Origin of the sequence: Empedobacter sp. UBA5924 (genome assembly GCF_002431085.1) — a bacterium.
GTDB lineage: Bacteria > Bacteroidota > Bacteroidia > Flavobacteriales > Weeksellaceae > Empedobacter > Empedobacter falsenii_B.
Genome location: NZ_DJDM01000029.1, coordinates 1 through 13094, shown reverse-complemented (window position 1 = coordinate 13094; position 13094 = coordinate 1). Strand labels below are relative to the sequence as shown.

The window sequence follows — 13094 nt, the reverse complement described above, 5'->3', positions numbered from 1 at the left end:
AATGGGTTTAAAAGCTAAAATAAATAGTATTATAATGCTTGCTAAGAATAATAAAGAAATAATTGAAAACTATTTTTTTATGACCATTTTACAAGTGTTGAATTCTTTTTTCTATCTATTAATATATCCTTTTTTAATTAGAACATTAGGCCTAGAAAGTTATGGTTTGTTTGTATTTGCAACATCTATAACTACTTATTTTGTATTTTTGGTCAATTTTGGGTTTGATCTACCTGCAACAAAAGCGATTGCATTAAATGTTGATGATAAAAAATCATTGCAAAAAACACTTTCTTGTGTCTTAACAGCTAAGTTTTATTTATTTATTTTAGCAAGTGTAGTTTTGATGTTTTTATGTTTTCTCATTCCATTATTTAGAAATAATTATCAATTGTTATTAATTTGTTTTACGCAGATTATTTCATTTATAATTTTTCCACAATGGTATTTTCAGGCAATTCAAAAAATGAAAATAGTAACCTATATACAGTTAGGGTTAAAACTTTTATCTCTGCCTGCTATTTTTCTTATAATTAAGAATGCTGATGATTTAAATATTTACGCTTTAATTGTTTCGTTAAGTAGTATTTTAGGTGGAGTAATCGCATATTTAATCATTACATTTAAACAGCATTTAAAAGTTACATTTGTAAATTATAGAGAGCTTAAAGTTTGGTTTAAAGATGCTCTACCCTTTTTTTTAAGCACATCGGCAAGTGTTTTTAAAGAACAAAGTATCGTAATTATCATAGGTTCCTTTTTTGGAATGAAAGATGTAGCAATTTATGATTTAGCCAGTAAAATAATCATTGTACCTCGAACCATTTTTATGAGTATTAATGGAGCAATATTTCCAAAATTAATCAATAATATTGATAAAGATAAAATTAAAAAATTGATTAATCTAGAAACACTTATTTCTTTAAGTGTCATTGTTTTTATTGGGTTATTTGGAAAGTGGATTGTACAATTTATGGGAGGGATAGATATGTTATTAGCTTATCCGTTATCAATTTTATTAAGTGTTACTGTAATGACTTGGCTAGTTGTTGGAGCATATATTAGTTTTGTTTTTATTCCTAACAATAAATATTTTTTGGTTACCAAAAACCAATTAATAGCTTTAGTTAGCTTTGCTTTATATACAACTATTGGTTTATTGTTATATCAAAATATTTTAGTTTTTGGTGCTACAATGGCTTTATCTGGAATAACTGAAATAATCTATTGTATATATGTTACTAAAAGAAATAAATTATTATGAAACCAAAAGTCTCTATATTAGTTCCAATATACGGCGTAGAAAAATTTATAGTACTAACAAAAGGAGATAAAAAGGAATGGAGTAATTATTCATCTAATGTAATTTCTATACCAAATCCTCAAACTTTTGATGCTTTTGACGAAGTTTCTACATTACAATCTAAAGTAGCAATTGCTGTTGGTAGATTTGAACCTCAAAAACAGTTCGATCATCTTATAAACTTGTGGAAAGATGTTGTAAAAAGTTATCCCGATTGGATTTTAAAGCTGAAAGGATCTGGTAGCGAAAAGCAAAACTATTTAGATTTAATCTCAAAATATCATTTACAAAACAATGTGATCATTGAAGACGCCTCTCATGATATGATTAATTTTTACAAAACCGCATCAATTTATCTGATGGCATCTACATTTGAAGGGTTTTCTCTAGTAATGTTGGAAGCATTGGAACTTGGTTTGCCTATAGTTGCTTATGATTGTAAATACGGACCTTCAGAATTAGTAGAAAATAAAAAAACAGGGTTCTTAGTTGCTTTGAATGATAAAACAACATACTTAAATAATATCTTAAAGCTTATTGAAAATGAGGATTTACGAATAGAGATGGGGATAAATGCAAAGTTGAAAGCTAAAAATTACCAATTGGAGAAGATAATGAATAAGTGGGATGTATTGTTTAAAAGCTTAAAAAATGATTAAGAAAATTTATTTAATACAGGCCCATCAATATCCACATCAGTTATTGAGAATGATAAATAGTTTACAAGATACTGATGTAGTATTTTATATTCATATTGATATCAAATCTGATCTTAATTTGTTTACTTCAGTTATTAAAAGTGATAATGTATTTTTTATTAAAGATAGGGTAGATTGTATTTGGGGAGATTTTTCTCAGGTTAAAGCTACATTGAACTTATTAAAAAACACTTTCGATGGTAAGTATAATAATAAAGTATTAGGAACCTACGAATGGATAAAGGATTTAGAATATATCAAGTTTGTTAATAATATAAAAGAAGCTAAGGTCGCATTCAATCAACTTACTACACTTACTAATTACACAGTTTACGACAACGAATTATTAAAAGGTAAATTTGCACCATTAGTTGAACAATTAAAAAATTAGGGTTTATGAATATTTTTAAATACTTTAAACGAAAAAAAGCCCCAATTAAATATTTATCTGATACAAAGTATAATGAAAAACCATTTTCTATCATCAGCAATAATTGTTGGGGTGCTGAAATTTATAAGGACTTAGATAAGCCATTTAATACACCATTTATTGGACTTTATTTTTATGCGCCAGATTACATAAAACTATTAGAGAATTTCAATTATTATTTAGATCTGCCCTTGAAGTTTAGTAAAAAGTCCAAATGGAGAGAGAATGTTCATTATCCTATTGGACTTTTAGGTGATATCGAAGTCCATTTTATGCATTATCAAAGTGAAGAGGAAGCATTGGATAAGTGGAATAGAAGAACTCAACGATTACTTTCAGAAAACAGTGATAATTTTTTCTTTAAGATTGATGATCGAGATGGTTGTACAGAAGAAATCATTCATAAGTTTCATCAACTTCCTTATAAAAATAAAATTTCATTTTCTATTCACGAATTCGACAATGAAAATCATATTAAGATATATGAATCTGAAAATGGAAAAACAGTGCAAGATGGAATATTATTGTATAATATTACTAATAAATATGTTGATCTTATCCATTGGTTGAATGATAATGAAATTAAAAAAGTATAGATGACTGAAAATCCGCTAATATCTGTTATTGTCCCTATTTACAAGGTCGAGGAGTATCTGCAAGAATGTGTAGATTCAATCATTCAACAAACTTACCCGAATTTAGAGATTATTTTGGTCGATGACGGCTCTCCCGATCGTTGTGGCGAAATTTGCGATGCTTATGCAAAGCAGGATGCTCGTATTTTAGTAATTCGCAAAGAAAATGGAGGATTATCAGATGCAAGAAACGCCGGTTTAGATATATCAAAAGGAGAATATATAGCTTTTGTAGATAGTGATGATTTGGTACATCCACAGTTTATAGAAATTCTTCACAAAAATATTGGTGATGCTGATATGATTTTCTGTGATTTATTGAAATTTAGTGATGAGAGTGAATTAAATATTGCTGGTGTTGAAGGGGACGTTAAAGAATTTGACCAAATTTTTATGCTTGAACACATTACTGATTTTAGAAATCCACTAGTAATAGTAGCTTGGAATAAATTATATAAAAAGAAACTATGGGAAAGTGTTAGATATCCAAAGGGTAGGATTCATGAAGATGAATTTGTAATCCATGAACTATTAGATAAATGTAAAAAAGTAAACTTCATTGATAGTAAATTGTATTATTATAGACAGCGAGAAGGAAGTATTATGAATGATAAAAATAAGTTTTTATTGAGTAAAAATCATTTAATTGATGCTAAAAAAAATAGGAAAGACTTTTTTGAAAATAAAGGACTTGATCAGGTAGCTATTTTAATTGATAAAGAAATTCAAAATACTTATTTAGAGGTTTTGAAAAATATGAATTACAAACAGCTTCCCAATGAATATACTACATATTTAAGTGAGAATTTTAATAAATTTTCAATAAAGCAAAAGATAAAATATTTCATCTATAAATTTGGATTACATGGAAAATAAGATAGAACTAAGTATTATAATTCCAGTTTATAATGTAGAAAAATATATAGTAAATTGCTTAAAATCAATATATTCAAATAGAGGGCATAACTTGATTTTTGAGGTAATTCTTATAAATGACGGTTCAACAGATAATTCTTTAAAACATATACACGATTTTATTAATGAATTTAATTATAAAAATCTGAAATTAATTTCTCAAGAAAATAGAGGGGCTAGTGAGGCAAGAAATAAAGGGTTAGATAATTCTAAAGGAGAAAATATTTGGTTTATAGATGCAGATGATTACATAGAAAAAGATTCATTATCTACAATAGAGAATCATCTAGAATCGCCAGATTCTGATTATATCTTAAAATTTAATTATAATGTGATAAATAATGAAAAAATAATAAAAAATAGGTATAATCATTTAAGAGAAATTCCTTTATATTTTGAAGGTTATGAGTTTGTATTAAGACATAACCCATCATTTTTATGGACTACAATTTTAAAAAGTAGTATTATAGAACAATATAATTTACGGTTTATAAAAGGAATAAAAAATATTGAGGATTTAGAATTTAATACGCGTTATTTTTATTATTACAATAAAGTAAAGCAGATAGATAAAGTTCTTTATAATTATGTGGATAATGGAAACTCTACTTCAAGATTTATTTCAGACAGTCATCTTTTAAAGTTAGCTAATGATAGTTATATAGTTCACAAAAGTCTTAAAGAATTTTCACGTAATTTAGATGGTAATCGATTGAAAATAATTAGAACGGTTGTAAATCAATCAGTTATTGGTTTTTTTTACAGTATGTTTATACGGCCATATAAATTTAAGACAGTAAGTGTTTTTTATAACAAATATTTCGAGGAGGGTTTTTTACCAATTGATAATTTTGAAAATATGAATTTTAGAATGAAACTTTTTGGTAGATTTTTAAATTCTAAACTTTTTAAGTTTTATTTTTCTGTATTTAAAAGAAAATAAATTATGGAAGAGATTATTTACAAAAATTTATCATTAGGTCTTTTGGTCGTAGTAATATTGTTTTCTTTATTATTAATATGTGAAGATATATTTAAGAATAAAGTTTATTATAAATTCGAATGGATTTTAGTAATTATTTTCGGGATGATATATGCTTTATACTTCACTTATAGACCTATTCTAAAATACTCAGATACTGAAGTTTATATTAATCAATACAGAAATGAGATTTCTAGCCTACGTTCTGTCTTTAGTCAATCCAAAGATTTCTTTTTTTATTTGTATTCATTTCTTTCAAAAAAAATTTTTAATAATGATAGATTTTACTTTTTCTCAATTGTAGTATTGTTTTTAGGTCCTTTATTGTTATTTATAAAAAAAGTAAATTTAAGGCATCCTTTTATTTTTTTCGCTTTTTTTGTGATGTCTTTTTTCTTTGAAAGCTTAGGCGGAAACATTATTAGGCAAGGAATTGGACTAAGTTGTTTTTTAATTGGTACAGCTTTTTTTGAAACTGAAAGGAAAAAAGCGTTCTTACTTTTTACTATAGGATGTTTATTTCATATTTCTGTTATCATTCCTGTTCTTTTTTTTATAATAGCTGTATTTTATAGAAATTTAAATTTTTATATTTTTATTTATTTATTAACATCCATTATTGCAATTGCCAATTTAAATATTGTTGACTTTTTTAAGGAAATTCCTCTTTTAGGAAGTGTTTTTAGCGAAAGAGCAATTGGAAATGGAGATGGTGCTATAATTTATAAAATAGGTTTTAGACCAGATTTTTATTTATTTAATACTTTATTTATGGTGATATTTTGGCAAGTTTCTCGAAAGATTAATTTTAAATCTCTTGATGATTATGAAACTAATCTTTCCTATTTTTTTACTTACATTTTGTTGTCTTCATTTTTCTTTTTAATGTTTAGTCAGGTATATAGTGACAGATATGGAGTAATGAGTTGGATAATTATTCCTGTATTAATAATTCCTTTTTTAAAATCATTTAGAAGAAAAGTAGGAATATGGAATATTACTACATTATTTTTATTAACTGCATTAATCTCTCTTTTTTTTAAACTAAGATAAATTTGTGATATTAATATAATTTTTTAGTCCAGCAAAATACAGTAACAATAGCTTTGATTTAAAATGAAACTAACAATTTTTACCCCTACCTACAATAGAGCTTTATTATTAACAAGACTTTATAAAAGTTTAAAAAAACAATCTGACAAAAGATTTGAATGGGTTATTGTTGATGATGGTTCAATAGATAACACACAAGAACTTGTGCAATCATTTAAAAAAGAGGATAATATAGAAATTAATTATTTTAAACAAGCGAATGCAGGAAAACATATTGCAATTAATACGGGAGTTAATTTAGCAAAGGGGGAATTGTTTTTTATTGTAGATAGCGATGATTATTTAATTGATGAAGCTGTCGGAATAATTTTAAAAGATTATCAAAACTTCAAAACAATAGGAGATGATGTGGCTGGTATTTCCTACCGAAGAGGATATTCTATTGAAAAACCTATTGGATCACTCAATTTCACAAAGGTGGTTACAGAAAACGTTTTCGATTTCAGACTAAAAAGAAAAGTTATGGGAGACATGGCAGAGGTTGTGAGTACAGATGTCTTAAAAAAGTACCCTTTTCCTAAAATCAGTGATGAAAGATTTTTGACAGAAGGATTAATTTGGAACCGTATTGGTTTAAAGTATAAAATGATTTGGAAGCCTGAAATTATTTACATTGGAGAATACCAAGAAGGAGGACTTACTGATAAAAATTTCGAAATTCGTAAACAATCTCCAGAAGGTGCGCTACTTTTTTATAAAGAAATGCAAAATATGCCTATTTCCTTTGTTCAAAGAATAAGAGCAAATATTAATTATTGGAGGTTTGCTAGATATTCTAAAAGATCATTTTTTAGAAAATTTAAAGATGTGAATTTTATATATTCTGTTTTTGGTATTCCTTTAAGTTTAATTTTTTTATTGAAAGATAAATAATGAGAATCTTGCAAATTATAGATAGCTTAGCTATAGGTGGTGCCGAAAAGTTAATTGTAGAGACTGTTCCACTTTTAGTTGCAAAAGGGAATCAGGTTGATGTGGTCTTATTAAATGGAGAAAAAACGCATTTATATAAAGAATTAGAAGCATTAAATTGTTGTACCATTTTTACATTGGGGACATCTTACTATAACCCAATTTATATTTTAAAATTAATACCTTTTTTTTATAAGTATGATGTTGTTCATGTGCATTTATTTCCTGCCCAATATTTTGCCGCTATTGCTCGTTTGTTTTGTTTTAAAAAAGTAAAATTATTTTTTACGGAACATAATACATCGAATCGACGTTTGGAGAATAAGAAGTTTCGATTAATAGAAAAGTTAATTTATGCGTGCTATGATAACGTAATTTGTATTACAGAAGAGGTTAAATCTGTGTTAAAAGAAAAACTGAATTTAAGCAATAATAAACTTTTAGTCATTGAAAATGGAGTGAATTTGAATAATGTAAATACGAGTATTAAATACAATCGTGAATTATTCAATTATTCAGTAAATGATAAGATTTTAATCATGGTTGCTGGTTTTAGAGAACAAAAAGATCAAGATTCTGTTATTAAAGCTTTAAAATTATTACCCGAGGATTATAAGTTACTATTAATAGGTGATGGGGCTAGACGACCAATTTTAGAAGATCTAGTTGAAACATTACAGTTACAAGATCGGGTAACATTTTTAGGAATACGTAATGACGTGTATGCGCTGATGAAAATGTGTGACATTGCTATATTAAGTTCTCATTGGGAAGGTTTTGGATTGGTAGCTGTAGAAGCTATGGCAAGTGGAATTCCTTTAATTGCATCTGACGTAAATGGTTTAGCACAAGTGGTAGATGGTGGAGGTCTACTTTTTGAACCAAGCAATGTAGAGGATTTAATTTCTAAAATCTTAAAATTAAATGATCCATTTTTATATCAACAGACAATAAACAATTGTTTAGAAAAATCTAAAAAATATGATATTAATTTAATGGTTGATGAATTAATAAATCTTTATGATGAAAACTAAAATTATTCGTACTTCTACTGTACCTATTTCATTAAACATTCTTTTAAAAGGTCAACTTAAATTTTTAAATCAAACATTTCATATAATAGGTGTCTCCTCTGCAGGTAAAGATTTAATAGAAATACAAAATAGAGAAGGTATTCCAACTCATTCGGTAGAGATGAAAAGAGGAATTAGTCCTATTAAAGACTTTGTTTCTTTAATTAAGCTTTTTATTGTTTTTAAGAATGAAAAACCAGCCGTAGTTCATTCAATTACACCTAAAGCAGGTTTGTTGACGATGCTAGCTGGAAAATTAGCAGGTGTGCCTATACGAATGCATACGTTTACAGGACTAATTTTTCCTACGCGTACAGGTGCTATGCAAAAGTTGTTAATTAAAATGGATCAATTATTATGTTTGTCAGCAACCCATATTTATCCAGAAGGTAATGGAGTAAAGAATGATTTGATTTCTTATAAAATTACGTCTAAACCTCTTAAAGTGATTGCAAATGGAAATGTGAACGGTATTGATTTGGATTTTTTTTCTAAAGAACATTTTTCAACAGAACAGTTGCTTGACTTGAAAGAAGAATTAGGTATTCAACCCAATGATTTTGTGTTTGTTTTTGTAGGACGATTAGTGGGAGATAAAGGAATTAATGAGCTGGTGGCAGCTTTTAAGGAACTAGAAACTAGAAATCAGGAATCTAGCACTCTAGTCTCTAATCCCAACCCCCTAGTCTCTAGTCCCCAGTCTCTAGTCCCTAGTCCCCAGTCTCCAGTCCCTAGTAAAGTTCCTAAACTCTTATTAGTAGGTCCATTAGAAACAGAACTTGATCCTTTAAAGGAGGAAACGTTAAAAGAAATAGAGCTAAATAAAAATATCATTTCGGTTGGTTTTCAAAAAGATGTTCGTCCTTATTTCGCAATTTCGAATGCGTTAGTATTTCCAAGTTATCGTGAAGGATTCCCGAATGTAGTAATGCAGGCAGGAGCAATGGAATTACCAAGTATTGTAAGCAATATTAATGGGTGTAACGAAATTATAGTTGAAGGAGAAAATGGTACGATTATTCCTGTAAAAAATGCAGAAGCAATTACAGTAGCTATGCAAAAGTTGATGGAAGATAAAGACTATTACTTAAGTTTAAAGAATAATGCTCGCCCAATGATACAATCACGTTATGAACAATCACTTGTATGGAACGCCTTGTTAGATGAATATAATATGTTGATTAAAAAATTGGATATCAAGAATTAGATATTAGAAACTAGAAATCAGTGATCAGAAACTAGACTTTCTAATCTCTAGTTCCTAGTCCCTAAAATAAAAGATATGAAAACGCATAAGGACTTAGATGTTTGGAAAAAATCAGTCGATTTTGTTACTGATTTATACAAGGTAACTCAAGATTTTCCTAAAGGAGAACTTTATGGCTTGACATCACAAATGAGAAGGGCAGCTGTTTCGATTCCAAGTAATATTGCTGAAGGTAGTGCACGTCAAGGAAATAAAGAGTTAGTCCAGTTTTTATATATTGCATTAGGTAGCGTTGTAGAATTAGATACTCAACTTATTATTGCACGAAATTTAATCTATATTAACGAAGAAGAATTTATTCAATTAATATCAAAACTAGAAGAAATAGGAAAAATGTTAAACGGTCTAATTAATTACAGAAAATCAAAGCTTTAGTCCCTAATCTCTAGTCTCTAATCCCTAGTCCCTAATCCCTAAAATTATGTACAAAAACTTTTTTAAAAGACTTTTCGATTTCATCATCGCTTTTGTTGGGTTGATTATTTTATCGCCACTATTTATCGTAGTGATGATTGGCTTGTACTTTGCCAACCAAGGCAAGCCTTTTTTCTTTCAAGCACGTCCTGGACGAAATGAACGAATATTTAAAATCATCAAGTTCAAAACCATGAACGATAAAAAAGATGCACAAGGAAATTTGTTGTCGGATGCCGAACGATTAACACCAATTGGTGCATTTGTTCGTAAAACGTCATTGGATGAAATTCCTCAGTTGATCAATGTTTTAAAAGGAGATATGTCTTTAATAGGTCCAAGACCCTTATTGCCACAGTATTTGCCTCTATACAATGAAGAACAGAAGAAACGTCACTTAGTACGACCTGGTATTACGGGTTGGGCTCAAGTCAATGGAAGAAATGCCATTTCGTGGAAAAAGAAATTTGAATTGGATGTATGGTATGTAGAGAATGTATCATTTGCTACAGATGTTAAGGTGTTTTTTAGTACCTTCAAGAAGGTGTTTCGATCGGAAGGAATTTCTCAAGACGGTCAAGCAACCATGGAAGTTTTTAACGGAAAAAATTAGTAAATGAAAATTGTAAAATTATTAACAAAAATAAATGAAACAGGATTAACAACGAATACTCTTGATTTAACAGAGGCATTCGTTAAAAAAGGTCATGATGTTACAGTTTTAATCGGTAGATCGGAACATTATAATGAAGGTTTAAAATATTTAGAGAAAAGATTTGAAAATTCAGGAGCAAATATAATTTGGTTTGATAAAGTTTACAAATCAGGAATGAAAGATAAAATATTATCTACGTTATTTATTTTAAAAAAACTTTTATTTATAAAATCAGATATCATACATGCGCAGTCACCTTATTTATCTTTTATTCCATGGATTTTAGGGAAAAAATTTGTTTCAACTATTCATGTTGCAGATTTACCTAAAAAATTAGAATATAAAAATGCAGATAAAGTTATTGCAATAAGTAAAGAGACATATAATTATGCCATTAATCATTTTAATTATAAACCTTCACAAATAGAAATGGTATATCATGGTGTATCAGAAAGATATTCTATAAGTTCTCCTGATGCTCATATTGATAATTTAAAAACTAAATATAATATTCCTAAGAATAAGATTATTATTGGAATAGTATCTAGTATTGAGAAACGAAAAGGTCATGATATTTTATTAAACTCTATTAAAAGATTAAATGAATTAAATGAAAATATCTTTTTAGTATTTGTTGGGTCCTATAAAAGTTCAGATGAGGAAGGGTGGCTCGAAAATGAAATTAACAATACAGATTTAATCGACAAAGTATGTATTGTTCCTTATCAAGATCCAAAGCCTTTTTATGATATGATGGATATATTTGTATTACCTTCAAGATTAGAAGGATTTGGTTTAGTCGTAATCGAAGCAATGTTATCAAATTGTTGTGTTGTGCGATCAGATACTGAAGGTGCATACGATCAAATTTCTCATGGGGAAACTGGATTTATCTTTAAAAATGAAAATATAGAAGAACTAAAATCTATTATAGAGCATTTAATCAAAGATGAATCACTACGAGAAAGGGTTGCCTTAAATGGTAAGAAGTTCGCACTTAATAATTTTACCTCTGATATAATGGCCGATAATACTTTAAAAGTTTACCAAAAGGTAATTGATTTAAAATAATGTAATGAATAATAACATACTTATAACATCAGCAGGACAAAGAGTTTCCTTAGTCAAAGCTTTTCAAACTGAGATAAAAGAATTAAATAAAGCGAATAAGGTTTATACTGTTGATTTAAATCCTGTTTTAGCACCGGCATGTCATATTTCTGATGGTTATAGAACTGTGAAAAGAGTAACAGATGCTAACTACATTTCTGAACTTATTCAAATTTGTAAAGAATTAGAAATAAAAATAATCGTTCCTACAATTGATACGGAATTATTGGTTTTGGCAGAAAGTAAAGACTTATTTTTGAATGAAGGTATAACTCCTATTGTTTCATCTCTTGATTTTGTACAAGCCTGTAGAGATAAACGAATTATCAATGAATTTTTTGTAAAAAATAATATTGATATCCCACAAGATTTAGATAAAAATAACCTTTCATTTCCATTATTTATCAAACCTTATGATGGTTCGTTGAGTAAAGATACTTTCTTGATTGAAAATGAATCTCAATTAACAGATTATCATTTCGAAAATCCGAAGTTGATGTTTATGGAATATATTGATCATGCTAAACATGATGAATATACGGTAGATACCTACTATGATAAAAATGGTAATTTAAAATGTATAGTTCCTCGTAAACGTATTTTTGTTCGTGCGGGTGAAGTTAATAAAGGAGTTACACACAAAAATGAAATTGTTTCTTATGTTAAAGAGCGACTTTCTCATATAGAGGGTGCTATAGGATGTTTAACAATGCAATTTTTCTTTAATCAAGAAACAAAACGTATCATTGGAATTGAGATAAACCCTCGTTTTGGAGGAGGTTATCCACTGAGTTATTTAGCAGGAGCTAATTATCCTAAATATTTGATTGAAGAATATATTTTAGGAAAAATGATTGATTATACTGAAAATTGGGAGAATAATTTATTAATGCTTCGTTATGATGATGAAGTTTTAGTTCGTAATTATGAAGGTTAAATATATCATTTTTGATCTTGATGATACATTAATGTACGAAATTGATTTTCTCAAATCTGCATATAAAGAAATCTCAACTTTAGTTGAGAAAGAAAATCAAGAAGAATTATATAATGTAATGTTATCAAAATATCAAAAAGGAGAGAATGTTTTTAATTTTTTGATTGATAACTATCCAGAATTCTCCAAAGAGTTATTGTTGGAAGTATATAGAAATCATTTTCCAACTATTGATTTAAATGAGGGAGCAGATAACCTTTTGAAAGAAATAAAAGCTAAAGATTATAAATTAGGTTTGATAACAGATGGTAGATCTATAACACAACGAAATAAACTAAAGGCATTAGGGATTGAAGATTTATTTGATAAAATAATTGTTTCAGAAGAGTTTGGTTCAACAAAGCCTGATGAGCGTAACTTTAAAATATTCCATGAAAATGATATCGATGATTATTTTTATATAGCAGATAATCCTAAAAAAGATTTTGTTAGTCCAAATAAATTGGGCTGGACAAGTATTTGTCTCTTAGATCAAGGAAGTAATATACATTCACAAAATTTTAATATAGAAGAAGATTTTTTACCAAAAATTAAAATAAATAGTTTAAGTGAATTATTAAAATTATAATGACACTATCCCACGAAGTGTG

General features: G+C 27.8%; 15 protein-coding genes. All 15 read left to right on the top strand.

The features are described 5' to 3' along the window. Position 1 precedes the first annotated feature (1 nt). The 15 genes from B3792_RS08030 (at position 2) to B3792_RS07960 (ending at position 13072) form a co-directional block, all read left to right on the top strand. Positions 2–1264: an oligosaccharide flippase family protein gene (locus B3792_RS08030; protein WP_280045906.1), complete on the top strand. Its 1263-nt coding sequence runs from the start codon at positions 2–4 to the stop codon at positions 1262–1264. Beyond that, the gene (locus B3792_RS08025; RefSeq protein WP_280045905.1) at positions 1261–1962 is read left to right on the top strand and encodes a glycosyltransferase; all 702 of its coding nucleotides are present in this window, start codon (positions 1261–1263) and stop codon (positions 1960–1962) included. The genes B3792_RS08030 and B3792_RS08025 overlap by 4 nt, the downstream gene beginning before the upstream one ends. After that, positions 1955–2392: a beta-1,6-N-acetylglucosaminyltransferase gene (locus tag B3792_RS08020; protein WP_280045904.1), complete on the top strand. Its 438-nt coding sequence runs from the start codon at positions 1955–1957 to the stop codon at positions 2390–2392. Before B3792_RS08025 ends, B3792_RS08020 begins: the two co-directional genes overlap by 8 nt. A gap of 5 nt (positions 2393–2397) precedes the next feature. Then, positions 2398–3027: a DUF1919 domain-containing protein gene (locus tag B3792_RS08015; protein WP_280045903.1), complete on the top strand. Its 630-nt coding sequence runs from the start codon at positions 2398–2400 to the stop codon at positions 3025–3027. Further along, positions 3028–3942, top strand: coding sequence for a glycosyltransferase family 2 protein (locus tag B3792_RS08010; RefSeq protein WP_280045902.1), 915 nt, complete (start codon positions 3028–3030; stop codon positions 3940–3942). Continuing rightward, the gene (locus B3792_RS08005; RefSeq protein ID WP_280045901.1) at positions 3932–4924 is read left to right on the top strand and encodes a glycosyltransferase family 2 protein; all 993 of its coding nucleotides are present in this window, start codon (positions 3932–3934) and stop codon (positions 4922–4924) included. Before B3792_RS08010 ends, B3792_RS08005 begins: the two co-directional genes overlap by 11 nt. Before the next feature lie 3 nt (positions 4925–4927). Further along, positions 4928–6016 (top strand): EpsG family protein, encoded by a 1089-nt coding sequence (locus B3792_RS08000; RefSeq protein WP_280045900.1) that lies wholly within the window; start codon positions 4928–4930, stop codon positions 6014–6016. A gap of 63 nt (positions 6017–6079) precedes the next feature. Continuing rightward, the gene (locus B3792_RS07995; RefSeq protein ID WP_280045899.1) at positions 6080–6949 is read left to right on the top strand and encodes a glycosyltransferase family 2 protein; all 870 of its coding nucleotides are present in this window, start codon (positions 6080–6082) and stop codon (positions 6947–6949) included. Then, positions 6949–8022 carry a glycosyltransferase family 4 protein gene (locus B3792_RS07990; RefSeq protein WP_291069321.1) on the top strand — a complete coding sequence of 358 codons (1074 nt, stop codon included), beginning with the start codon at positions 6949–6951 and terminating at the stop codon, positions 8020–8022. Before B3792_RS07995 ends, B3792_RS07990 begins: the two co-directional genes overlap by 1 nt. Then, a complete protein-coding gene (locus B3792_RS07985) occupies positions 8012–9268 on the top strand; it encodes a glycosyltransferase family 4 protein (RefSeq protein ID WP_291069319.1) in 1257 nt (418 codons plus the stop codon). The genes B3792_RS07990 and B3792_RS07985 overlap by 11 nt, the downstream gene beginning before the upstream one ends. Positions 9269–9343: 75 nt before the next feature. Continuing rightward, positions 9344–9703, top strand: a complete 360-nt coding sequence (locus B3792_RS07980) for a four helix bundle protein (RefSeq protein ID WP_291069317.1) — start codon at positions 9344–9346, stop codon at positions 9701–9703. Between the two features lie 46 nt (positions 9704–9749). Then, on the top strand, positions 9750–10355 hold the full coding sequence (locus B3792_RS07975) for a sugar transferase (RefSeq protein ID WP_280045895.1): 606 nt from the start codon (positions 9750–9752) through the stop codon (positions 10353–10355). Between the two features lie 3 nt (positions 10356–10358). Then, the gene (locus B3792_RS07970) at positions 10359–11468 is read left to right on the top strand and encodes a glycosyltransferase family 4 protein (RefSeq protein ID WP_280045894.1); all 1110 of its coding nucleotides are present in this window, start codon (positions 10359–10361) and stop codon (positions 11466–11468) included. 4 nt (positions 11469–11472) lie between these two features. Then, positions 11473–12444 carry an ATP-grasp domain-containing protein gene (locus B3792_RS07965; protein WP_291069314.1) on the top strand — a complete coding sequence of 324 codons (972 nt, stop codon included), beginning with the start codon at positions 11473–11475 and terminating at the stop codon, positions 12442–12444. Then, a complete protein-coding gene (locus B3792_RS07960; RefSeq protein ID WP_291069312.1) occupies positions 12434–13072 on the top strand; it encodes an HAD family hydrolase in 639 nt (212 codons plus the stop codon). The genes B3792_RS07965 and B3792_RS07960 overlap by 11 nt, the downstream gene beginning before the upstream one ends. Positions 13073–13094: the final 22 nt, after the last annotated feature.

What these genes read in the sequence shown, in the direction of transcription:
- B3792_RS08030 (WP_280045906.1), top strand. Translation starts at nt 2, where the DNA reads ATGGGTTTAAAAGCTAAAATAAATAGTATTATAATGCTTGCTAAGAAT.
- B3792_RS08025 (WP_280045905.1), top strand. Translation starts at nt 1,261, where the DNA reads ATGAAACCAAAAGTCTCTATATTAGTTCCAATATACGGCGTAGAAAAA.
- B3792_RS08020 (WP_280045904.1), top strand. Translation starts at nt 1,955, where the DNA reads ATGATTAAGAAAATTTATTTAATACAGGCCCATCAATATCCACATCAG.
- B3792_RS08015 (WP_280045903.1), top strand. Translation starts at nt 2,398, where the DNA reads ATGAATATTTTTAAATACTTTAAACGAAAAAAAGCCCCAATTAAATAT.
- B3792_RS08010 (WP_280045902.1), top strand. Translation starts at nt 3,028, where the DNA reads ATGACTGAAAATCCGCTAATATCTGTTATTGTCCCTATTTACAAGGTC.
- B3792_RS08005 (WP_280045901.1), top strand. Translation starts at nt 3,932, where the DNA reads ATGGAAAATAAGATAGAACTAAGTATTATAATTCCAGTTTATAATGTA.
- B3792_RS08000 (WP_280045900.1), top strand. Translation starts at nt 4,928, where the DNA reads ATGGAAGAGATTATTTACAAAAATTTATCATTAGGTCTTTTGGTCGTA.
- B3792_RS07995 (WP_280045899.1), top strand. Translation starts at nt 6,080, where the DNA reads ATGAAACTAACAATTTTTACCCCTACCTACAATAGAGCTTTATTATTA.
- B3792_RS07990 (WP_291069321.1), top strand. Translation starts at nt 6,949, where the DNA reads ATGAGAATCTTGCAAATTATAGATAGCTTAGCTATAGGTGGTGCCGAA.
- B3792_RS07985 (WP_291069319.1), top strand. Translation starts at nt 8,012, where the DNA reads ATGAAAACTAAAATTATTCGTACTTCTACTGTACCTATTTCATTAAAC.
- B3792_RS07980 (WP_291069317.1), top strand. Translation starts at nt 9,344, where the DNA reads ATGAAAACGCATAAGGACTTAGATGTTTGGAAAAAATCAGTCGATTTT.
- B3792_RS07975 (WP_280045895.1), top strand. Translation starts at nt 9,750, where the DNA reads ATGTACAAAAACTTTTTTAAAAGACTTTTCGATTTCATCATCGCTTTT.
- B3792_RS07970 (WP_280045894.1), top strand. Translation starts at nt 10,359, where the DNA reads ATGAAAATTGTAAAATTATTAACAAAAATAAATGAAACAGGATTAACA.
- B3792_RS07965 (WP_291069314.1), top strand. Translation starts at nt 11,473, where the DNA reads ATGAATAATAACATACTTATAACATCAGCAGGACAAAGAGTTTCCTTA.
- B3792_RS07960 (WP_291069312.1), top strand. Translation starts at nt 12,434, where the DNA reads ATGAAGGTTAAATATATCATTTTTGATCTTGATGATACATTAATGTAC.